The 22,106-nt window shown below is 76.8% G+C and carries 15 protein-coding genes and 1 pseudogene; 11 read left to right on the top strand and 5 right to left on the bottom strand.

Annotated features, from left to right (window positions below; genetic code table 11):
* Positions 1 to 126: 126 nt before the first annotated feature.
* Complete coding sequence (locus AQJ30_RS14435) at positions 127 to 1,638, top strand: glycoside hydrolase family 43 protein (protein ID WP_425424147.1); 1,512 nt, start codon at positions 127 to 129, stop codon at positions 1,636 to 1,638.
* A 77-nt stretch (positions 1,639 to 1,715) separates the two neighbouring features.
* On the opposite strand, the gene AQJ30_RS14430 is transcribed toward AQJ30_RS14435, so the two are convergent.
* Positions 1,716 to 2,507, bottom strand: coding sequence for a TetR/AcrR family transcriptional regulator (locus AQJ30_RS14430; protein ID WP_079084031.1), 792 nt, complete (start codon positions 2,505 to 2,507; stop codon positions 1,716 to 1,718).
* A 161-nt stretch (positions 2,508 to 2,668) separates the two neighbouring features.
* On the opposite strand from AQJ30_RS14430, the gene AQJ30_RS39375 reads away from it, so the two are divergent.
* From AQJ30_RS39375 to AQJ30_RS14410, 3 genes are all read left to right on the top strand, one after another.
* Complete coding sequence (locus AQJ30_RS39375; protein WP_245726920.1) at positions 2,669 to 5,503, top strand: DegT/DnrJ/EryC1/StrS family aminotransferase; 2,835 nt, start codon at positions 2,669 to 2,671, stop codon at positions 5,501 to 5,503.
* A gap of 212 nt (positions 5,504 to 5,715) precedes the next feature.
* Entirely contained in the window at positions 5,716 to 6,687 is a 972-nt protein-coding gene (locus tag AQJ30_RS14415; protein ID WP_067233602.1) for an LCP family protein, read from the top strand.
* 3 nt (positions 6,688 to 6,690) lie between these two features.
* Positions 6,691 to 8,217 carry a lipopolysaccharide biosynthesis protein gene (locus tag AQJ30_RS14410; protein WP_067233378.1) on the top strand — a complete coding sequence of 509 codons (1,527 nt, stop codon included), beginning with the start codon at positions 6,691 to 6,693 and terminating at the stop codon, positions 8,215 to 8,217.
* Positions 8,218 to 9,318: 1,101 nt separating this feature from the next.
* On the opposite strand, the gene AQJ30_RS14405 is transcribed toward AQJ30_RS14410, so the two are convergent.
* Entirely contained in the window at positions 9,319 to 10,713 is a 1,395-nt protein-coding gene (locus AQJ30_RS14405; protein WP_067233377.1) for an O-antigen ligase family protein, read from the bottom strand.
* A gap of 15 nt (positions 10,714 to 10,728) precedes the next feature.
* Complete coding sequence (locus tag AQJ30_RS14400; RefSeq protein WP_067233375.1) at positions 10,729 to 12,246, bottom strand: tyrosine-protein kinase domain-containing protein; 1,518 nt, start codon at positions 12,244 to 12,246, stop codon at positions 10,729 to 10,731.
* A 215-nt stretch (positions 12,247 to 12,461) separates the two neighbouring features.
* On the opposite strand from AQJ30_RS14400, the gene AQJ30_RS14395 reads away from it, so the two are divergent.
* The 4 genes and pseudogenes from AQJ30_RS14395 (at position 12,462) to AQJ30_RS14385 (ending at position 16,477) form a co-directional block, all read left to right on the top strand.
* On the top strand, positions 12,462 to 13,589 hold the full coding sequence (locus AQJ30_RS14395) for a glycosyltransferase (RefSeq protein ID WP_067233374.1): 1,128 nt from the start codon (positions 12,462 to 12,464) through the stop codon (positions 13,587 to 13,589).
* A pseudogene (locus AQJ30_RS39370) lies at positions 13,586 to 14,356 on the top strand (glycosyltransferase family 2 protein); the annotation flags it as partial. The gene AQJ30_RS14395 and the pseudogene AQJ30_RS39370, both read left to right, overlap by 4 nt.
* 397 nt (positions 14,357 to 14,753) lie before the next feature.
* Positions 14,754 to 15,533 (top strand): sugar transferase, encoded by a 780-nt coding sequence (locus AQJ30_RS37880; protein WP_107119578.1) that lies wholly within the window; start codon positions 14,754 to 14,756, stop codon positions 15,531 to 15,533.
* Positions 15,533 to 16,477, top strand: coding sequence for an NAD-dependent epimerase/dehydratase family protein (locus tag AQJ30_RS14385; RefSeq protein ID WP_211278982.1), 945 nt, complete (start codon positions 15,533 to 15,535; stop codon positions 16,475 to 16,477). Before AQJ30_RS37880 ends, AQJ30_RS14385 begins: the two co-directional genes overlap by 1 nt.
* A gap of 52 nt (positions 16,478 to 16,529) precedes the next feature.
* On the opposite strand, the gene AQJ30_RS14380 is transcribed toward AQJ30_RS14385, so the two are convergent.
* Entirely contained in the window at positions 16,530 to 17,591 is a 1,062-nt protein-coding gene (locus AQJ30_RS14380; RefSeq protein WP_067233370.1) for a class I SAM-dependent methyltransferase, read from the bottom strand.
* A gap of 146 nt (positions 17,592 to 17,737) precedes the next feature.
* On the opposite strand from AQJ30_RS14380, the gene AQJ30_RS14375 reads away from it, so the two are divergent.
* Genes AQJ30_RS14375 through AQJ30_RS14365 form a run of 3 tightly spaced genes read left to right on the top strand, consistent with a single transcriptional unit; the run spans position 17,738 to position 21,348 of the window.
* A complete protein-coding gene (locus tag AQJ30_RS14375) occupies positions 17,738 to 19,000 on the top strand; it encodes a glycosyltransferase (RefSeq protein WP_079084026.1) in 1,263 nt (420 codons plus the stop codon).
* A gap of 52 nt (positions 19,001 to 19,052) precedes the next feature.
* Entirely contained in the window at positions 19,053 to 20,366 is a 1,314-nt protein-coding gene (locus tag AQJ30_RS14370) for a UDP-glucose dehydrogenase family protein (RefSeq protein ID WP_067233367.1), read from the top strand.
* A gap of 19 nt (positions 20,367 to 20,385) precedes the next feature.
* Entirely contained in the window at positions 20,386 to 21,348 is a 963-nt protein-coding gene (locus AQJ30_RS14365) for an NAD-dependent epimerase/dehydratase family protein (RefSeq protein WP_067233365.1), read from the top strand.
* On the opposite strand, the gene AQJ30_RS14360 is transcribed toward AQJ30_RS14365, so the two are convergent.
* Positions 21,299 to 22,102: a class I SAM-dependent methyltransferase gene (locus AQJ30_RS14360; protein WP_245726919.1), complete on the bottom strand. Its 804-nt coding sequence runs from the start codon at positions 22,100 to 22,102 to the stop codon at positions 21,299 to 21,301. The two genes, AQJ30_RS14365 and AQJ30_RS14360, sit on opposite strands and share 50 nt — an antisense overlap.
* Positions 22,103 to 22,106: the final 4 nt, after the last annotated feature.

The following is a 22,106-nucleotide window of genomic DNA, read 5'->3' as shown; positions in this document are numbered from 1 at the left end:
GCGACGGATCGCGGTGAGGGAACGCGGTGACGAAACCCGGCGACGCGATCTTGCCAAGCCGCTCGCCGCCCACGGACCCTGGTGCCGGACAGGGCACGTGCCGACCGGCGAGAGGACGCGATCAGGGTGTCGAGCAGGCCCGCGACGGGCGCCACCATCACCAACCCCGTGATCCCCGGCTTCTACCCCGATCCGAGCGTCTGCCGGGTGGGCGAGGACTACTACCTCGCCTGTTCCAGCTTCGAGTACTTCCCCGGCGTGCCCCTCCTGCACAGCCGGGACCTGGTGCACTGGACCCAGATCGGCAACGTCCTCGACCGGCCCGGCCAGCTCCGGCTGCCGCTGGACGCGCCCTCCTCCGGCGGCGTCTACGCGCCGACGCTGCGCCACCACGACGGCCGCTTCTGGCTGGTCGTCACCAACGTCAGCGGCGGCGGCAACCTGCTGGTCACCGCCACCGACCCGGCGGGCCCCTGGTCCGACCCGGTCCCGCTGCCCGGTGTCCCCGGCATCGATCCCGACCTCGCCTGGGACGAGGACGGCACCTGCTGGTGCACCGTCGCCGGCGTGGGGCAGGTCCGCCTCGACCCGCGCACCGGGCGCACGCTCGGGCCCTTCCGGCGCATCTGGTCCGGGACGCCCGGCGCCAAGGCCCCGGAGGCGCCCCACCTGTACCGGATCGGCGACCACTGGTACCTGCTGATCGCCGAGGGCGGCACCGAACGCGGCCACGGGGTCTCGGTGGCCCGCGGCCGCACCCCCGACGGACCGTTCGAGCCGTGCCCGGCCAACCCGGTCCTCACCCACCGCGGCACCGACCACCCCGTCCAGAACACCGGCCACGCCGACCTCGTCCAGGGCCCGGACGGCTCGTGGTGGATGGTGCTGCTCGGGGTCCGGCCGGGCGGCGGCACCCCCGGCTGGCACGTCCTCGGCCGGGAGACGTTCCTGGCGCCCGTCACCTGGGTGGACGGCTGGCCGGTCGTCGGCGAGGTGGCGCCGCAGGCACCCGCACCCCCGTGGCCGCTGCGGCCGGGTCCCGCCCTCCCGGTCCGGGACGACTTCGACCGGACCGGACTGGCCCCGCACTGGGTCTCCCTGCGGCACCGCCCGCCGGAGGACTGCACGACCGGGGAACGGCCCGGGTGGCTCACCCTGCGTGCCCGCGGCGCCTCGCTCGACGCCACCGACGTGACCTTCGTCGGGCGCCGCCAGCAGCACCCGTCCTGCCGGGCCCGCGTCCTCGTCGACGTCGCGGACGGCGACGGCGGCCTGGCCGTACGCCTCGACGAACAGCACCACTACGCCGTCGAGGCGACCTCCGGCGAGGTGCGCGTGCGGGCCCGCATCGGCCCGCTGGGCACGGTGGTGGCCACCCGGCCCGTGCCGCCCGGACCCGTGGTCCTGCGCGTGGAGGTGACCGCCTCCCGCGACCTCACCGACCCGCGCACCGGCCCCGACACCGTCACGCTCGGCGTGGAGGAGCCCGACGGCACCTTCGCCGCCCTGGCCTCCCTCGACGGCCGGTACCTGTCCACGGAGGTGGCCGGCGGCTTCACCGGCCGCGTCCTCGGCGTGTACGCCGCGACCGGCTCCCTGCACGTCGACTGGTTCGACTACGAACCGCTCGACGCCTGACCACTGCTCGACGTCTGACCGCTCGACGCCTGACCGCCGGCGCGGCGGGGGCCGCGCCGCCGGGGCCCACCGCGGTCTCACAGGCGCGGCCCCTGCGTGGCGAAGCGGTCCAGCAGGGCGTCCAGGCCGGCCGCCAGACCCTCCTGGCCGGCCGGGTCGGCCAGGGCGGCGGCGGCCGAGCGCAGCAGGGGCAGCTCCCGGGGCGGCATCCGGTGCAGCCCGAGGCGCAGGGCCGGGTCGGTCTCCTCGGGGTTGTCCACCATCGCGCCCAGCTCCACCAGGACGTAGCCCAGCAGCCAGGCGGTGTACGCGTCGAACACGGCGACCGTCCGCTCCTCGTCCAGGCCCGCCGCGGTGAGCAGCGCCAGGACGCGTTCGTGCAAGCGCAGCACGGCGAGGGGGCGGCGGGCCAGCGGCACGGCCAGCATCCGCGTGGCCAGCAGCGGCACCGCGCGCGGGTGCGCGAGGCACACGTCGTGGAAGGTGCCGGCGATGCGGTGCAGTTCGGCGCGCCCGGTGCGGGGCTCCCCGGCCGCCAGGCGTTCCTCCAGCTCCAGGTGCAGTGCCTCGACCAGGCCGTCCAGCAGGGCGTCCTTGCCCTCCGCGTACCGGTACAGGGCCATCGCCTCGACGCCCAGCTCGGCGCCCAGGCGGCGCATGCTCAGCGCGGACAGCCCCTCCCGGTCCACCAGGCCGAGCGCGCTGGCCAGCACCCGCTCCCGGCTCAGCCGGCCGTAACGGCCCCGGTCGCTCGCCCGCCGCGCGGGTCCCGTCCCGCCACCGTCCTGCCCCTCGCCGCGGCCCGGATGCGGTCCGTCCGCGTGCTCGGGTCCGTCCACGTGCTCCGGTCCGTCCGCGTGCTCCGCCATGCCGTGCCCGTCCTCCCTGCCGGTGAGGCCCGCGGCCTCCGCGCGGTTGACTGTACGTTCCCCGGGGCGCAAGGTGTACGTATACGACGTATATATACGCCAAATGGACGCACTGCCGCCACGCGGTGCGTCGGTGCGGACGTCGACCCTGGGGAGCACCCATGACGATTCACCGGCTGCGGCCCCGGCAGGAACGGGCGACCCGCCAGGCCCCCGCGGACGCCCCCCGCGCCCCGCGCACCGCGGAGCGGGGGGACGCCGCCCCCGTCGCCGTCCCCTTCGCCGTGACCCGCATCAGTCCCGAGGCCCGGCGCGCGGCCGGGCGGGTGCTGGCCTCCGGGTGGGTGACCGGCGGGCCCGAGACGGAACGGTTCGAGACGGAGTTCGCCGCGTACGTTGGCGCGCGGCACGCGGTCGCCGTCAGCTCGTGCACGGCCGCGCTGGAGCTGTCGTTGCGCGCCCTGCGGCTGCCGGCCGGCGCGCCCGTGCTCGTGCCCGCCCTCACCTTCTGCGGCGCGGTGCAGGCGGTGCTGCACGCCGGACTGCGGCCCGTGCCGGTCGACGTCGACCCGCGCACCGGGATGCCCACCCCCGCCACCGTCTCCCGTGCGGCCCGCTCCTGCGGCTGCCCGCGCGCCATGACGGCCCTGCACTACGCGGGCGCCCCCGCCCCCGTCGAGGAGTACGCGCGTGCCGCGCGACTGCCGCTGACGCACGTCGTCGAGGACGCGGCCCACGCCCTCGGCACCACCGTCGGGGACATCCCCGTCGGACACCTGTCCCGGGCCGCCTGCTTCAGCTTCTACGCCACCAAGAACCTGCCCATCGGCGAGGGCGGCATGGTCACCACCGACGACGCCTCCCTCGCCGACCGCGTCCGGCGGGCCCGGCTGCACGGCATGTCCGCCGACGCCTGGCACCGCCACCAGCCGGGCGGCAGCTGGCGGTACACGGTCGAGGAGGCCGGGCTGAAGGCCAACATGACCGACGTCCAGGCCGCCGTCGGCCGTGCCCAGCTGCGCCACTTCGACCACTGGCAGGCCCGGCGCGCCGCCCTGGCCGCCCGCTACACCGCCGCCCTCGCCGAGGTGCCCGGCATCGTCCCGCTGGAGCCCGCCGCCGCGGGCCGCCACGCCCACCACCTGTACGTGGTGCGGGTCCTGGACGCCTACGGCACCTCCCGCGACGACCTGGTGGACCTGCTGGCCCGCGACGGCATCGGCACGTCGGTCCACTTCGTGCCCCCGCACCACCTGCCGTACTTCCGCGACCTGCTCACCGCCCCGCCCGGCGGGCTGCCCGGCACCGACGCGCTCTTCCCGCAGCTGCTGTCCCTGCCGCTGTACCCGGACCTGGCCGAGGCGGCGGTCGACCGGGTGTGCGGCGCGCTGGCGGAGCACGCCCGCGGGGGCGGCGCGGCCGCCGGGAGTACCGGGACCGCGGGGAGCGCAGTGACCGGCGGGAGCCCCGGGACCGTCCCCGCCGCTGCGGACGACCGGTCCGCCGACCGACCGCTCCCGCCCCCCACCCCGCACCCCGGCCTGCGCACCCTCGTCGTCGGGGCCGGTGAGGCCGGGCGGGCGCTCGCCCGGGACCTGGCCCGCACCCCCGCCTACGGTCTGCGCCCCGTCGGCTTCCTGGACGACGACCCGGACAAGCACCGCGCCGGCCGCGTCGGCGACCTGCCCGTGCTGGGCGACCTGGGCGCCGTACGGGCGGCGGTGCTCGCGCACCGCGTCGAGGCCGTCGTCGTGGCGATCCCCGGTCTCGACCCGGACCGCTTCCGGCGGGTCGCCCGGGCCGCGGAGGCCGCCGGGGCCAGCGTGCGCTACCTGCCGTCGTTCATCGCCGCCCTGCGCCGGGACGTCGTCGGCGGCGACATGTGCGAACTGGACGTACGGGCGCTGATCGGCCGTCCCGAGATGCACGTCGTGGGGCCCGAGGCGCGGGCCGTGATCGCCGGCCGGCGGGTCCTGGTGACCGGCGCGGGCGGCTCCATCGGCAGCGAACTCTGCCACCAGCTGCGGGCGTTCGGGCCCAGTCGACTCATCCTGCTCGACCACGACGAGTCGAACCTGCACCGGCTGCAACTGGAGCTGTACGGCGACGCCCTGCGCGGCGACGACATCGTCATCTCCGACATCCGCGACCGCCCCCGCATCGACCAGGTCTTCCGGGACTTGCGCCCCGAGGTGGTCTTCCACGCGGCCGCGCACAAGCACCTGCCGCTGCTCGAACTCCACCCCTGCGAAGGCGTGAAGTCCAACGTGCGCGGCACCGAGAACCTGGTGCGCGCGGCGGCCACCACCGGCACCCGGCGGTTCGTGCTGATCTCCACCGACAAGGCGGCCGACCCCGTCTCGGTGCTCGGCGCGACCAAGCGGCTGGCCGAACGCGTCGTCGGCGCCGCCCAGGACACCGCGCCCGCGGGCACCGTGTTCACCGCCGTGCGCTTCGGCAACGTCCTGGGCAGCCGCGGCTCCCTGCTGTCGGTCGTCGCCCAGCAGCTCGGCAGCGGCGACCCGGTGACGGTGACCCACCCCGACGTCACCCGGTACTTCATGACCGTCGAGGAGGCCGTGGGGCTGGTCCTGGAGGCGGCCCGGATGGCGCGCGGCGGCGAGGTGTTCGTGCTCGACATGAACCGGCCGGTGCGGATCGTGGACCTGGTGCGGGAGTACGCCCGCTCCGTGCACGTCCCCGACGTCGACATCCGCTTCACCGGCCTGCGCCCGGGCGAGAAGCTCAACGAGACCCTGTTCTCGGCCGACGAGCGGCACACCCCGACCGCGCACCCGCGCATCCTCGCCGCGATCCCCGCGGACCACGAACCCGCCTTCGGCCCGCACCTGTCCGGCCTCTACGCGACGGCCGAGGACAACGACGGGGACGGCGTGCGCCGCGCCCTCGCCGCGCTGCTGCCCGGCTTCCCGGCCGCGCCGTCGGGCCTCCCGCCCCGGGCCGCGCTCACGGCCCCCTACCCGGACGACTTCTGATGTGCGCGGCCCCGACGCACCCCGGACCGGCCGACGAGCCCGCGCACCCCGACCGTGTCCAGGACTGCGGGCCCGCGCCGGACCCCGACTCCGGGCCCGCGCCGGACCCCGCACACCCCGATCCCCACGGAGCCCCTTCGCCGCCCACGCCGCCCACGCCCTGGCGCGGCTGGCCCCCCAGACCCCCCGTCCCCGGCTCCCGTGCCCGGCTCGTGCGGCGGCTCGTCGTCCTCGGCCTGGTCGGGGTGCTCGCCGCCGTCGGCGTGGCCGCCGGGGCCGTGTGGTGGGGCACCGAGCACTACGGCGGGCAGGTCGCCCGCATCCCGGACGCCTTCCCGACCGGCGTGCGCCCGCCCGTGCCGCCCGGCCACGACGGCGGGACGACGTTCCTGCTGGCCGGCGTGGACAGCCGCTCGCGCCGCCCCACCACCGGCAACGACGCCACCGCGCCGCTGTGGCGCGTCGGCGCGCAGCGCAGCGACACCCTCATGCTGGTCCACCTGGACGCCGACGGGCGCGACGCGTTCACCCTGTCCATCCCGCGCGACAGCTGGGTGCCCATCCCGGGCCACGGCTCCGCGAAGGTCAACGCCGCGTTCTCCTGGGGCGGTCCGGCGCTGCTCGTGCAGACCGTCGAACAGCTCACCGGCACCCGTGTCGACCACTTCGGCATCATCGACTGGTCCGGTTTCCGCCGGCTCACCGACACCGTCGGCGGCGTTCCCGTGACCGTCGCCGCCGACACCTACGACCCCGAGCAGCACCACGGCTTCACCGCGGGCACCCACCTCATGGACGGCACCGAGGCCCTGGCGTACGTGCGCCAGCGGCACGGACTGCCCGGCGGTGAACTGGACCGCATCGAGCGGCAGCAGGAGTACCTGCGCTCGCTGGTGGGACGGATCGAGGAACGGTCCGGCCTGAGGAACCCGATCGGCACCGCCCGCACGATCGACGCGATCACCGGCACCCTCAGCGTCGACGACCACCTGACCGACGCCGACCTGCTCGGCCTGGTCCTGGGCCTGCGCCGCCTGGACACCGCCCACGCCGTCTTCGACACCGCGCCGATCGTCCGGTCGCAGATGATCCACGGGCAGTACGCACTGATCCTGGACCGGGGGCGGCTGCGCGGCGAGTGGCACGCGGTGGAGACGGGGCACGCGCCCGGCACCGGGAGGTGAGCCGTGCGCACCCCGCACCGCCAGGGGCCCGCGGCCGCCCCCGCCGCCCCGGCCGCAGGCCGGTTGCTGCCTGCCGTCGGCTTCAGCGCGGCGGCCCAGGCCGCGCCGCAGGTGACGAACCTGGTGCTGACGCCCTACCTCGTCGCCCACCTCGGTCTCGACCGGTTCGGCGTGTGGTCGCTGGTCCTGGTGCTGCTCGCCACGCTGACCGTGCTGGACGGCGGCGTCGGCGCCTCCCTGGCCCGCTTCCACGCCCACCGCGCGGCGCGCGGGGACCGGGACGGCGCCGGCCGGCTGGTGCTGGCCTCCCTGGCCGTGTTCGTCTGCCTCGGCGCCCTCGTCACCGGCCTGTGCGTGCTGCTCGGCCCCGCCCTCGTCGCCGCCGTGCACCTGCCGCCCGGCCTGCGCCCGGAGGCGCAGCGGCTGCTGGTCGTCCTCGGCCCGCTGCTCACCCTGGCCCTGGCGTCCAGCTCGGCGTCCGCGCTGCTCCAGGCGCACGGCCGGTTCCGCACCCTCGCGGCGGTCAGCGGCGGCTCCTGCCTGACCTACGCCGTCGCCGTCACCGCCCTCGTGCGCGACGGCGGCGACCTCACGCTGCTCGCGCTGCTCACCGCCGGGCGCTACCTGCTCATGACGGTCGGCGGACTGGCCGCCGGGGCGCGGCACCTCAGGCTGCGCCGGCCGCTGTGGCCCCCGCGCGCGGAACGCCGCGAGTTCGGCGGGTACGCCCTGCGCATGCAGCTGTCGGGTTTCACCGTCTTCCTGAACGGCGAGATCGACGCCCTGGTCGTCGCCGCGCTGCTGCCGGTGCGCTACGTCGGCGTCTACGCGGCCGGCTACCAGGCGGCGATGGGGCTGCGCAGCCTCCCGCTGTTCGCCGTCCCGCCGATGCTCACCCGGGTGACGCACGTCTTCGCCCGCGACGGACTGGCGGGCGCCGTACGGGAGTTCCACCTGCTGGAGGCGCGCTGGCGGCCGGCCGTGCTCACCTACGGCGTGGTCACCACGGCCGCCGTGGGGCTCGCCGTACGGGCCTGGCTCGGGCCCGAACTGGCCCTCGCCGGGGCCGTCGCCGCCGTGCTGATGGCCGGGTACACCGTCCAGGTCGCCCTCACCGGCGTCCGTACCTGCTTCGTGCGGGCCGTCGGCAGGCCGGGCCACGAGACGCGCTACTCGTGGTGCGCGACCGTCGTGAACCTGGCGCTCACCGTGCCGCTGGCGCTGGCCCTCGGGGTGGTCGGGGTGGTCCTGGCCACCGCCGTGGGCGTCACGGTGGGCTCGCTGTACTTCGTCGTCCTGTGCCGCCGCAGCGCCGGCCTGCGCGACCGGCCGCTGCCCGCGCGCTGGCTGCCCGCGACCGCCCTTGCCACGGCCGTGGCCGTCGCGGGGGACCTGCTCGTGCTGTGCCTGGGCCGGCACGGGGTGCTGCCGCTGCTGCTGGCCGCCCTGCCGGTCCTCGCCGGCCTCGCCGTAGCGGCCGCGCTGCTCGCCCAGCCCCTGACCGGGGGGCCGAAGGAGGAACCCGTATGAACCCCGCCCGCGGTACGACCCCCGTCGCCCACCCCGCTCCCGACCCGGACCTCGTGACGGGCGCCGACACCGGCACCGACGGGGTGCCACCGCGCGCCGCGCGTCCCCGCCGGGTCCTGGTGGTGGCCCAGCTCGACGGGTTCGCCAACAGCGTCAAGCCCCTGGCCATCCAGCGGTTCCTGCGCGAACGCGGCCACCACGTGCGGCTGGTGGACACCAACTGCCTGGCCCGCGCCTCCTCCGCCCCCGGCTCGCTCGGCCGGATGCTGCCCGGCTCCGCCCGCCCCGCCCGGCTCGCGCTGTACGCCAACGACGTCGCCTCCCGGCTCCTCACCCGGCGCTGGGAGTTCGGCCGCCGCCACCTGTCGTACCACGTGCTGCGCACCGACCACCGGCTGCGCCGCCGCATCCTCGCGGACGACCTCGGCCTGGACGACTACGACCTGGTGATCTGCGAGACCCCGTACGACGCGGGCGTGCTCACCACGCCGACGACCGCCGACACCCTCTACGACTGCCCCAACCCGTGGGCCGACGAGGTCTGGTACGAAGGCCGCCTGACACCCCGTCAGCACCGCAGGTTCCGCGCCTGGGAGACCCGCTTCCTGGAGGACGTGCCCCACCTGTCCTTCTCCTGGGAGTCCTACGGCCGCTACGCGCAGGACCGGTACGGCATCAGCGGGCGCAACGTCGTCCAGCTGAACTGGGGGTGCACCCCCGCCCCGCGGCGGGCCCGGTTCGCCGACCCGCCCCGGGTCGCCTACCTCGGCTCGCTCAGCTCCCGGTTCATCGACCTGCCCCTGCTCGCCCGGCTGAGCCGCCGCTTCCCCTTCCTCGACGTCTACGGCGGCCCCCCGCCCGACCCGGCCCTCGGCATCAACCACCGCGGCTACGCCTCACCCGAGGTGCTGGCCGACTACCAGTTCGGGCTGATCACCTGCACCCGCGACCTGCTGCGCCAGGAGGGCTTCTCCGCCAAGCACCTGCACTACCTGGAGCAGGGCCTGCCCGTCCTGGTGCCCGCCTGGCGGCGCCACCTCGACCTGCTGCGTGGCTCGGTCCCCTACACCGAGGACACCTTCGGCGACGTCGTCGCCGGGCTCAGCGACCCCGGGCGGTGGCAGCGGGCCGCGGACGAGGCGTACGCGCAGGCGCGGCGGCTCGACTGGCACCGGACGCTGGAGCCATTGCGGCGGCTGCTCGAGGAGCCGGGACCGGCAGCAGCACCGCCGCGACGAGCAGGAACGTGAGCGAGTTGCTGATGCCGAACGACCAGGGCCGCTCCAGCACCGAGCAGATGAGCACCGGCAGCAGCACGCACGCGGCCACGGGCAGCCCGGTCACCCCGCCGCGCAGCGCCAGGTACAGCAGCAGGAGCACGAACAGCGCGAGCCCCAGCAGGCCTCCCGCGAACAGCACGTCGATCCACTGGTTGTGCAGCGACGGGGACACCGCCGCCGGGATCTCACCGGCCGGGTACTTCGCCGACCAGGCCGTGCCGCCCAGGCCGGTCAGCGGCGACCGGGACAGTTCCGCGCGGGCCATGTCCCAGATGACGGCGCGGTCCCCGAGCCGGGCCGGCCCGGGGTGGTGGAAGGGCAGCACCAGCCCCACCAGCGCCGTCGCGGCGAGCAGCGGAAGCGCCAGCAGCGTCCGCCAGGCGGCCGGCCGGGTGGCGGCGCCGTCGAGCCGCGGACGCAGCAGCACCAGCAGGGCCAGCGTCGCCAGCGCGGCGACCCCGGCCAGCCGGCTGCCGGTGACCACGGCCAGGAACGCGAGGTAGCAGACCAGCAGGACGCGCACCCCGCCGCGCAGCCCCAGCCACACGAACGGCATGCCCAGCACGAGGACCAGGCTGAGGATGTTCTCGTTGGTGAAGACGCCGGCGTAGTGGATGCCGAGCAGCCCGCACGGATTGTCGGGCCGGCACGGCCGCAGCACCGCCGCCGGGGACAGCAGCGCCTCGGCGCCGCTGAGCACCGAGAACAGCAGCACGGCGGCCGCCGCCCCGACGAACGCCGGCCGCCCGGGCCGGGCCACCGCGGCCGCGCACAGCACCGCGATCAGCACCAGCTGGCGCGGCACGAGGAACGGCTGGCCGTGCAGCCCGTCGGACAGGGCGAGCACCACGACCAGCGCGCACGCCAGCAGGGGCGCGAGGAGCACCCGCAGGCGACGCAGCAGGAGGCGGTGCGCCACGAACGCGACGCACACCACGAGCAGCAGCCCGTTGGCGAGGGTGCCGACCCGGTCGACCCAGCCCGGGAAGCCGATCTCCACGTCACCGAACGCGTCGACCTGCTCCTGGCGGCCTCCGCGCAGGATGTACACGACCGACGGCAGCGAGGCCAGCAGGCCCGTGGCGCACACCAGGGACGCGCTCAGGTCCCAGTCGCCGTGGGCGCGCGCCCGCCGCAGCGCCACCACCAACGGCCCGACCGACAGCAGCGCCAGCACACCGAGGCCCAGGACCACGCCGGACTGCCCGGAGACCATCGCGGGTCCTCCCCCCTAGTCCCGGCGCGGCCCGGCCGCGGCCCGGTCCTCGTGCCCCGCGGCCCCGGCGCCGTGCCGGGCGGGGAGGGACACGGAGTGCTCCGGGTCGGCGGGGGGCGGGGGCCCGGCGCGATCCGGGCGCCGACGGGCGGGCGAGGGCTCCTCGTCCCGCGGTGGCGACGGCTCGTCCCGTGGTGGCGACGGCTCCTCGTCCCGCGGTGGCCGCCAGTCGGCGAGCCGTCCGGCCCGGGTCCCGGTGAGGACGGCACCGAGCACGCGCGCGTGCACCGCGGCGAGCGTGTCCAGCGCACGCCGCGCCTCGCCCTGCCGGGTCCGCCCGGCCCGTACGACGAACAGCACGCCCTCCACCGCCGGGGCCAGCGCCGCCGCGTCGGCGTACGACAGCAGCGGCGGGCTGTCGACGAGGACGAGGTCCGCGTCGGCGGCCAGGGTGCGCAGCAGCCGCGGCAGGGCGGGGGAGGACAGCAGCGTGGCCGGGTCGGCGGAGGAGCGGCCCGCCGTCAGGACCCGGACCGGCGGGTCGCCCACGCTGCGCAGCGAGCGCTGCACGGGCACCTCGCCGGTGAGGACGTCGGTGAGTCCGGGCGCGCGGGCCAGGCCCCACTCGGCGGCGATGCGCGGACGGCGCAGGTCGGCCTCCACCACGACGACGCGCAGGCCGGTGCGGGCCACGCTGCCCGCCAGGTCGAGCACGGTGCGGGTCCGGCCCTCGCCGCGCCGCGGCCCGGCCACCAGCAGGGTGTGCGGCGGGCCGTCCGGGACGCCGAAGCGCAGCCGGGTGCGCAGCAGGCTCAGGGCCTCCGCCCGCCGGGTGGTCCCGGCCGGAGGACCGGCGCGCAGCCGGCGCCGGCGCGGCGGCGGGACGGCGCCGAGCACGCCCGGGCCGAGCCGCTCGGTGACCTCCTCGGCGGTGCGCAGCACGGTGTCGGTGGCGTGGCGCAGGACCGCGCCGCCGACGCCCGCCACGACACCGGCGAACAGCCCGATCGCCAGGTTCACCTCGGGGCGCGGGCTGGACGGCGTCGTCGGCGGCTCGCTGCCCTTGACGACGCTGGCCTTGACCAGCGGGTTGCCCCTGGCGCCCTCGATGGTGGTGATGTACCGGGTCAGCTGGACGGCCGTGGCGTCGGCGACGGCCTGGGCGCGGGCGGCGGACGGGTCGGTCACGCTGATGTCGACCAGGGTGGTGTCGAGCGGTGCCTGGGCGCTGATGTGGCCGGCGAGCCGGCCGGGCGTCGTGTCCAGGCGGAGCGTGTCTATGACGCCGTTGAGAACGGCGGGGCTGGTGACCACCCGGGTGTAGGACTTCACCCGCTCCTCGGTGAACAGGCCGCCCTGGTAGGCGGTGTCGCTGCGGGTGTCGCCGGTGCTGACGAAGAGCTGGGCGGTGGCCGTGTAGGTGCGCGGCATCAGCGCCGTGGCCAACAGGGCCCCGGCGACACCGAGCAGCACGCACGCGAGGACGGACCGCCAGCGGCGGCGCAGGGCGGTGGCGTAGTCGTGGGCATCCATGGGACTCCCTCCGTCCGCGGCCGTTCCGGGTGCTCTTGACGTCGTCCGGCCGGGGGCGCACTGTGGGTTTCCTGGATTTACGTTGTAAACATACGCCATCAGCTCGCACGGGGCATTCCGGGCAGGAGCGGGGAGCGGCGGGACGTCCCGTGCGCGCACCCCCGAGGTCCGGGCCCCGCGCGCACGCCCCCACGAAGCTCACGAGGGGCCGCACCATGGACCGTCACCCCGCCGCTCCCGTCGAACGCTGCGCCGTCACCCCCTACGGCCGGGGAGCGGGCAGCTCCCGGGTGCGGGTCTTCGGCTGGCTGGACCGGGTGGACGCCGAGTTCACCGTCGGCAGCTACCTCTCGCAGCCGGACGCCTCGCCCGCCCGGCTGGCCCGCCACCCGCTGGCCGTGGCCCGCGCCGAGGCCCGGCTCGCGGCCCTCGCCCGGTCCCGCCCCCGGCGCCTGCTGCTGCACCGCGAGGCCTCGCCGCTCAGCCGCGGCTGGTGGGAGGAACGGCTGCTGGCCGGCGCCGAGTTCGCCGTGTACGACTTCGACGACGCCCTGATGTGGGACCACGGCGAGGGCGGCGCGCTGCGCCGGCTCGCGCCCAAGTCCGCCAAGGCCCGCCTGGCCGTCCGGCGCGCCGACCGGGTCGTCGCCGGCAACGCCGTCCTCGCCGACTGGGCCGCATCCCACCAGCGGGACGTGGTGGTCGTCCCGAGCTGCGTCGACCTCGCGGACTACACACCCAAGTCCCGCTACGCACTGCACGATCCGCCCCGCCTCGGCTGGATCGGCTCGCGCGGCAACGAGGCGTACCTGCTGCCGGTCGCCGCCGCCCTGACCGAGGTGCACCGCCGCACCGGCGCCCGCCTCACCCTCGTCGGCACCACCACGCCCACCCTGGGCGCCCTGGAGGCGATCGTCGACCGCGTCCCCTGGAGCACGGCGGCCCAGCGCACCGCCCTGGCCGGGATGGACGTCGGTCTCATGCCCTTGCCCGACACCCCCTACAGCCGCGGCAAGTGCGGCTACAAGCTGCTCCAGTACGCCGCCGCCGGACTGCCCGCCGTCGCCAGTCCGACCGGCGTCAACGCCGAGCTGCTCACCCGCTTCGGGATGCCCGCGCCCCGCACCCCCGACGAGTGGACCGACGCCGTGCTGGGCCTCCTCGGCGCCCACCCGGACACCCGCGCCCGGACCGGCCGCGCCGCCCGCGCGACCACGGCCCGCGCGTACAGCTACGACGCGTGGCTGCCGGCCTGGACGGCGGCGCTCGAACTGGACACCGGGGCGCGCGCGCCCGCCGGGCGCCCCGCGCCCGAACCCGCCGGACGGGGGCGGACGCGATGAGCGGGCCCGCGGTCCCCACCGATCCCGTCGTCCCCACGGATCCTGCCGTCCCCACGGCTCCGGCCGTTCCCACCGATCCCGCCCTCCCCGCCGTCGACGTGGTCGTCGTCAACTGGAACACCGGACCGCACCTGCGCGCGTGCCTGCGCTCCCTCGCCGCCGCCGACCGCTCGCGGCTGCGCGTCGCCCGGATCGTCGTCGTCGACAACGCCTCCACCGACGACTCCCTGGACCGCCTCGCCGCCCCCGGCATCCCCCTGCACGTCGTGCGCAACGCGGACAACCGCGGCTTCGCCGCCGCCTGCAACCAGGGCGCCCGGCACGGCGACAGCGACCTGCTGCTGTTCCTCAACCCGGACACCGAGCTGTACCCCGGCACCCTGCGCGCCGTCGCCGGCTTCCTCGGCAGCCCCGCCGCCCGCGGCGTCGGCATCCTGGGCGGCCACATGGTCGACGCCGGGGGACGCCCCGCGATCTCCTGCTCGCGCTTCCCGACGCTGCGCACCTTCGCCGGCAAGGCGACCGGCCTGGACCGCCTGGCGCCCGGCCGGTTCCCGCCCCACCACCTGACCCCGGCCGAGACCACCGGCTCCGGACCGGTCGACCAGGTGATCGGCGCCTTCTTCCTGCTGCGCCGCGGCCTGTTCGAGCGGCTGGGCGGCTTCGACGAGGGCTACTTCCTGTACTTCGAGGAGACCGACCTCGCCCGCCGGGCCCGTGACGCGGGTCTGCGCAGCTACCACCTGCGCCCCGCCCTGGTCCACCACGTCGGCCAGGTCAGCTCCCGCCAACTGGGCGGCGCACGCCTGCGCCACTCCCTGTGCAGCCGCACCCGGTACGCCGTCCGGCACTGGCCCCGCGGCCACGCCCGGCTGCTGGTGCTGCTCACGCTCACCGTCGAACTCGCCGCCCGCCTCGCCCGCGCCGCGCTGCACGCCGACCCGGGCGGTGTCCGGGACGTCCTCGTCGGCTACGGCGGGTACCTGCGCCGGCTCCTGGCCACCCTCGCCCGGGCCCGCACCGACGGCCCCGTCCGCACGCCCCCCGCACCCGCGACCCCGCCCTGCGCGCCCCCGACCGCCCCCTCCCCGCCGCGGACCACGCCCTCCGCGCCAGCCCCGCCCCCAGCGCCCTCCCCGCCCCCGGACCCGAAGGACCCCCGCCATGCGCACCGCCGACCGCTCCCGCGGCACCCCCGCCCCGCCGCACCGGACCCCACCGCGGAACCCGTCCCCGCCGGGCCCGGCGCCGAACCCGCCGGTGGCGGTCCCGCACCCGCCCCCCGCACCCCTCCCGCCGATGACCCCCGCCGCCCTCGCCCCGGCCCGCAGGGCGCTGGACGTGACCCTCTCCGCGGTCCTGCTCCTCCTGCTGGCCCCGCTCCTGGCCCTGGTGGTGCTGCTGGTGCTGTGCGGGAGCGGGCCGCCGGTGCTGTTCCGGCAGCGGCGGATCGGGGAGGGGGCACGGGAGTTCACCCTCTACAAGGTCCGCACCATGCGCACCGGCAGCACCGGACCCGGGGTGACGGGCGGTCATGACGGCCGGGTCACCCCCGTGGGACGCCTGCTGCGCCGGCTGAGCCTGGACGAGCTGCCCCAGCTGTGGAACGTGCTGCGCGGCGACATGACGCTGGCCGGCCCGCGCCCCGAGGTGCCCGGCCTGGCCGGCCGCTACCCGCCCTCCTGCCGCTGGGTCTTCGCCCACCGCCCCGGGCTCACCGGGCCGTGCCAGCTGCGCTCGCGCGCGTACGCCGCCGACCTGGACGGCCGCGCCGACCCGGAGCGCCACTACCTGACCGTGCAGGTGCCCGAACGCACCGGTCTGGACGCCGTCTTCCTGCACGAGGCCACCGTCCGGGAGGTGCTCCGCCTGACCGGCCGCACGGTGCTGTACGTGCTCGCCTCGCCGTTCGACCGGGGGGCCTGCGAAGGGGGCGGTGCCTGATGCGCGCCGTCGTCACGGGCGCCGCCGGCTTCATCGGCTCCCACCTGTGCGCCCACCTGCTGTCCCGGGGCGACGAGGTACTCGGCGTCGACGCCCTCACCGATTTCTACGACCCGGCGCGCAAGCGCCACAACCTCGCCGCGCTGGCCGGCCGGGAGGGCTTCCGGTTCCTCCACGGGGACCTCCTCGACCTGCCGCCGGAGCCGCTGTTCGCGCACGCCGACGCGGTCTACCACCTCGCCGGGCAGCCCGGTGTGCGCGGCTCCTGGGGCGAGGAGTTCGCGGTGTACCTGCGCCGCAACGTCCTGGCCACGCAGCGCGTCCTGGAGGCCGCGCGGGACGTCCGCCTGCCCCGGCTGGTCTTCGCCTCCAGCTCGTCCGTCTACGGGGACGCGGAGACGTACCCGACCCCGGAGGACGTGCGCCCGCGCCCGGTGTCGCCGTACGGCGTGACCAAGCTGGCGGCGGAGCACCTGTGCGAGACGTACCGCACGGTGTTCGGCGTGCCCGTCGTCTCGCTGCGGCTGTTCAGCGTCTACGGGCCCGGGCAGCGGCCCGACATGGCCTTCGCCCGGCTGGTCGCCGCCGCCTGCACGGGCCGGCCGTTCCCGTTGTACGGCGACGGCGGCCAGAGCCGGGACTTCACCTACGTGGGCGACGTGGTGACCGCGATGCGCGCCGCGGCGCTGTCGTCCTGGACGGGCGTGGCCAACCTGGGCGGCGGCAGCGAGGTGACGCTCGGTCAGGTCGTCGAGCTGGTCGGCCGGCTGGCCGCCCCGGTGCGGCTGGTGCCCGGCCCGCCGCGCCCCGGGGACGCCCGGCGCACCGCGGCCGACATCGGCCTCGCCCGCGCCGCCTTCGGCTACCGCCCCGCCACCGGCATCCGGGAGGGCCTGGCCGCCATGGTCCGCGCGGAGCGGACGCCCGCGGTGACGGCGCGGTGACGGGACCCCGCCCGGTCGCCGGGAGCCTTCCCCGGGCGGCGGGCGGCCGCCCTCAACCGCCCCGCTGGGCCCCCCGGTAGTAGGCCACCGCCTCCCGCGCCGACATGCCCCCGTCCCGCCTGCGACCGAGGAAGTACACCGCCGACGCGTCGTCCTCGGCGTAGGCGGCGGGTACCGCGCGGTCCAGGGCGGGCAGCCAGCACAGCAGGCCGCGGGCGGCGCGGCCGGCGAGCGCGGAACGGGTGACCCCGCGGACCGCGTGGTCGACGCTCCACAGCAGCTGGGTCCCCGGGCCGGCCACGGCCCCCGCCGCCAGTTCCTCGAAGCGGCGGAAGAGCCAGCGGTGGCCGCTCGCCGTGAAGCGGGTGAAGTCGTGGGCGCCGGCGTGCACTTGCTGCAGGAACGGAGTCTCCGCGTAGACCAGCCCGCCGTCGCGCAGCACCCGGTGGATCTCGGCGACGACCCGGGGCGGGTCCAGCACGTGTTCCAGTACGGCCTGGACCAGGACCGCGTCGACGCTGCCCGTCGGCAGCGGGATGCGGTGGGCGTCCGCGACGAACTGGGTGACCGGGCTGGGCGCGAGGTCGAAGGCGACGACCCGCACCCGGGGGTCCCGGTACACGGCCGACACGCCGTTGCCGACGGTGGCCCCGCCGACCACGAGCAGGCGCGGCGCGGGCCCCGGCAGGGCGCGCAGCAGCAGGTCGACGTTGCGGGCGGCCACCCGGTTGGGCGGCTTGACCAGACGGCGCAGGGGAGCGGGCAGGGCGTCGGCCCGCCCGGCGCGCGGCAGTCCGGTGGCACGGCCGGCCGGAGAGCGGCGGGCCCGGACGGCGGGGACACGGTGGCGCCGGGCGGCGGCGGGGCGCGGACCGGTGGGCGTGGCGGGGTGCGTGAGGCGGTCGGCGGCGGCCGCCACCGACCGCCGGTCCAGCACGGTGTCCTCGACGTCGACGAGCACCGGCCAGCGCCCGGCCACCGGGTAGGCGCCGGGTGCCCGGCCGGCGCACTCCGGCGCGGTGCAGCGAAGCCCACCGGGCCCGCCGGCGAGCTCGGAGTGACAGCGCGGGCAGACCAACAGCCGCTGGACGTCCGCGGGTTCGGCCAGGGTCATGTGCGCCTCCCTGCGGCCCGCCCCGGTCCGGCGACGCCCGGATTGACCGACGCGGACCCTGGGGTCAAGATGTACGTATACGTCGTAAATATACGTCTTACGGCCCAAGGTGGCGCGAGAACGCGCGAGAACGGCGGTGATCGACGATGCGCAACGGGACGCTCGCCCCCGCAGTCCGGCGACCCCGCCCCCACGTCACCTCGTGGCCGGCGTCCCCGCGCAGGGTCGTCCCCGCGGCCGTGCTGCCGACGGCCCCGGCACCGTCCCGCATCAAGGTGCTGCACGTCATCACCCGCCTCCAGGCCGGCGCCGGCGGCAACACCCTGCTGTGCGCCACCGGCATGGACCCCGGCCGCTACGACGTCTGGATCGCCGGCGCGCCCGGCGGCGAGCTGTGGGCCGCCGCCCGCGACGCCGGGCTGCACACGGTCGAACTCCCGGGCCTCAAGCACACCCTGGGCCCGGCGGACGCGCTCGTGCTGTGGCACCTCGTGCGCCTCGTGCGCCGGGAGCGGTTCACGGTCGTGCACACCCACTCCGCCAAGGGCGGCTTCCTCGGCCGGGTCGCGGCCCGCGTGTGCCGCACGCCCGTCGTCGTGCACACCTTCCACGGCCTGAGCTTCCACCCGTACCAGTCCCGCACCCGCCGGGTGCTCTACCGCTGGCTGGAGCGCTCGACCCGCCGCCTCGCCCACCACTACCTGGCCGTCGCCCCCCGGGTGGCCCAGGAGGCGGTCAGCGAGCGGCTGGCCCCGCCGGGACGCGTGCGCGTGGTGCCCTCGGCGGTGGACCTCGGCCACATCCCCGCCCAGTTCGACCCACCGGCCCGCCGGGTGCTGGGCGTGCCCCGCGCGACGGCCCTGGTCGGCACCGTCGGCCGGATCGACGCGCAGAAGGCGCCCCTGGACTTCGTCCGCATGGCCGCCGCGCTGCGGGCCGACCACCCCGGCACCGCGTTCGTCATGGTCGGCGACGGACCGCTGGCGGCCGAGGTCCGCCGGCTCGCCGCCGACCTCGGCGTCGAGGTGATCCTCACCGGGCACCGCCCGGACGCGTCCTGGCTGGTCTCCGGCCTCGACATCTACGTGGGCACGTCGTTGTACGAGGGGCTCGGCCGGGCCCTGACGGAGGCACTGGCCTGCGCCCGCCCGGCCGTCGCCACCGCCGTCAACGGTGTGCCCGACCTGGTCGAGCACGGCGCCACGGGCCTGCTGACCGCGCCCGCCGACCCCGAGGGCGCGGCCCGCGCCGTGGGCTGGCTGCTCGACCACCCGGCCGCGGCGGCGGAGATGGGCCGTCGCGGCCGGGCCCGGGTGCGCGCCGCCTTCGGACCCCACGCGATGTGCGCGGCCGTCGACGCCTGCTACCGCGACCTGCTGGGCCTGCCCCTGCCACCGCCCGGGCGGTGACACCGGCGGGCGCCGCCGCCTCCCCACCCGCGCCCCGACCACGGAGAACACCATGCGCCTCACAGTCATCGGCACCGGATACGTCGGAGCGGTGCACGCCGCCTGCATGGCGGACCTCGGCCACCGGGTCCTGGGCGTGGACACCGACGCGGAGCGGATCGCCGCGCTCGCCTCGGGGCGCCCGCCGTTCTACGAACCCGGTCTGGGCGCGCTGCTGCGCCGCGGGGTGGACAGCGGGCGCCTGACGTTCGCGGCGACGCTCGCCGACGCGGCCCGCTTCGCCGACACGCACTTCGTGTGCGTCGGCACCCCGCAGCTCCCCGGCACCGGCGCCGCCGACCTGCGGCACGTCGAGGCGGTCGTCGACGGCCTCGCCCCGCACCTGGGCGACGACGCCCTGGTGGTCGGCAAGTCGACCGTGCCGGTCGGGACGGCCGGGCGGCTCGCGGTGCGCCTGGGGGGGACCGCGGAGGTCGCCTGGAACCCGGAGTTCCTGCGCGAGGGCCACGCCGTCGAGGACACCCTGCGCCCCGAGCGCGTGGTCGTCGGCGTCCGCTCCCGGGCGGCCGAGGACCGGCTGCGCGCGCTGTACGCGCCGCTGCTGCGCGAGGGCCCCCCGTTCGTGCCGTTCATCGCCACCGACACCGCCACCGCCGAACTGGTCAAGGTGGCCTCCAACTCCTTCCTCGCCACCAAGATCTCCTTCATCAACGCCATGGCGGAGATCTGCGACGCCACCGGCGCCGACGTCCTCACCCTGGCCCGCGCCCTGGGCGCCGACCCGCGCATCGGACCGCGCTTCCTCGCCCCCGGGCTCGGCTTCGGCGGCAGCTGCCTGCCCAAGGACATCCGGGCCTTCGCCGCCCGGGCCGAGGAACTGGGCCTGGCGGAGTCCGTGGGCATCCTGCGCGAGGCGGACGCCGTCAACACCCGTCAGCGGCGGCGCGTCGTCGACCTCGCCGAACGGCTCACCGGCGGACACCTCGCCGGGCGGCACGTCGCCGTCCTGGGTGCCGCGTTCAAGCCGCTCAGCGACGACGTGCGCGACTCGCCCGCGCTGGCCGTCGCCGAGGCCGTACGCGGGCGGGGCGCGCACGTGCGCGTGCACGACCCCGAGGCCGTCGACAACGCCCGCGCCGCGCACCCGCAGCTGTCGTACGCCCTGGACGTCGCCAAGGCGTGCGAGGACGCCGATGTCGTGCTGCACCTGACCGAGTGGCCGCAGTACCGGGAGCTGGACCCGCGGGCCCTGGCCGCGGTGGTGCGCCGCCCGGCCCTGGTCGACGCCCGCAACGCCCTCGACGCACACGCGTGGCGCGCCGCCGGCTGGACCCTGTGCGCACCGGGCCGCCCCCGGCTGCCCTGACCGGGAGGGGTGAGCGGACATGCGCGTGGTGGTCTCCGGCGGCAGCGGCTTCCTCGGCTCCCACCTGTGCGAGGCGCTGCTCGGCCGCGGCGACGCCGTGTGCTGCCTCGACGACTTCTCCACCGGCCGCGCCGCCAACGTCGCCCACCTGCGCACCAGGCCCGGCTTCGCCTGCGTCCCCTGCGACGTCACCGAGGGGGTCCGGGTCGGCGGCCGGGTGGACGCCGTGATGCACCTGGCGAGCCCCGCCTCGCCCGCCGACTACGCGCGCCGCCCGCTGCAGACCCTCGCCGCCGGCAGCCGCGGCACCGAGCACCTGCTCGACCTCGCCGTCCGGCACCACGCCCGCTTCGTGCTCGCCTCCACCAGCGAGGTCTACGGCGACCCGCTGGTCCACCCGCAGCGCGAGGACCACTGGGGGCACGTCAACCCGGTCGGCCCGCGCAGCGCCTACGACGAGGCCAAGCGCTTCGCCGAGGCCCTCACCACCGCCTACCGCACCGCCCGGGGTGCCGACACGGGCATCGCGCGGATCTTCAACACCTACGGTCCCCGCATGCGCCCCGACGACGGGCGGGTGGTGTCCACCTTCGTCTGCCAGGCGCTGGCCGGACGGCCGCTCACCGTGTTCGGCGACGGCCGCCAGACCCGCAGCTTCTGCTACGTCGACGACCTGGTCCGCGGCCTGGTCGCCCTGCTCGACTCCGGCCTGGACGGCCCGGTCAACCTGGGCAACCCCGCCGAGTGCACGGTGCTGGCGCTGGCCGAGCTGGTGCTGGAGCTGACCGGCGCGCCGGGCCCGGTGCGCCGCGCGCCGCTGCCCGTCGACGACCCGGTGCGGCGCCGCCCCGACATCGGCCGGGCCCGCGCCCGGCTCGGCTGGGAGCCGCACGTGCCCCTGGCGGAGGGACTGCGCCGCACCATCGCCCACTTCACGGCCGCGCGGGGCGCCCCCGAGCCGGCCGTGGGCCGGCCGTCGTGAGCGCCCCGGGCGCCCCGGCCGTCGCACCCGCTCCCCGTGCCGCCCGCGCGGCCAGCAGCACCATCCCCGTGTCGCCGTAGTCCGGCAGGGTCGGGTCGGCGTCGATCCGCGTCACCGCCAGCCACTCGGTCAGGGGTGTGAACACCTCCCGCACCACGTCCGGGTCCACCGGACAGCCGGGCCAGCACGAGTCCCGGCCGATCCGGTAGGTCGGCATGTTCTCCATGAACGCCGCGACCAGGTGCCCGCCCGGCACCACCGACCGGGCGAACGCCCCGCAGAACGCGGTGAACTCGGCGAAGTCCTCGGTGACGCCCTCCGCCACGAAGTGCATCGACGCGAGCCCGTAGCGCCCGGCCGGCAGCGTCCGCGCGTCCCCCCGCACCACCCGCACCCGCTCCAGCGGACGCTCCGGCAGGGACGGCAGCAGGGCCCGGATCCGCTCCTCGAACGGACGCCAGCTCGCGTCCGCACCCGCCTCCAGCTGGCTCCTGAGGTAGGCCACATTGGCCGCGCCCGCCTCCACCGCGTCGATGCGGCGGCTGACGGCCGAGGCGAGCATCAGCGGGTAGAGGTTGGGTCCCGCGCCGAACTCCACCGAGCGCGCCACGCCGTCGGGTTCGAGGGTGCGGTAGTGGGCGGCGTGGTGGTCGATGACCGCGGCGTCCGAGGGGTGCAGCAGGCGGTAGTTCTCGGCGAGGTAGTCCTCCACCGGCCAGGAGTCCCAGTCGACGTCGTCGTTGCGGGTCGGCATCGGC

The sequence above is a fragment of the Streptomyces longwoodensis genome, assembly GCF_001514125.1.
In the GTDB taxonomy this organism is placed as follows: domain Bacteria; phylum Actinomycetota; class Actinomycetes; order Streptomycetales; family Streptomycetaceae; genus Streptomyces; species Streptomyces longwoodensis.
This window is presented reverse-complemented; position numbering and strand designations above follow the sequence as displayed.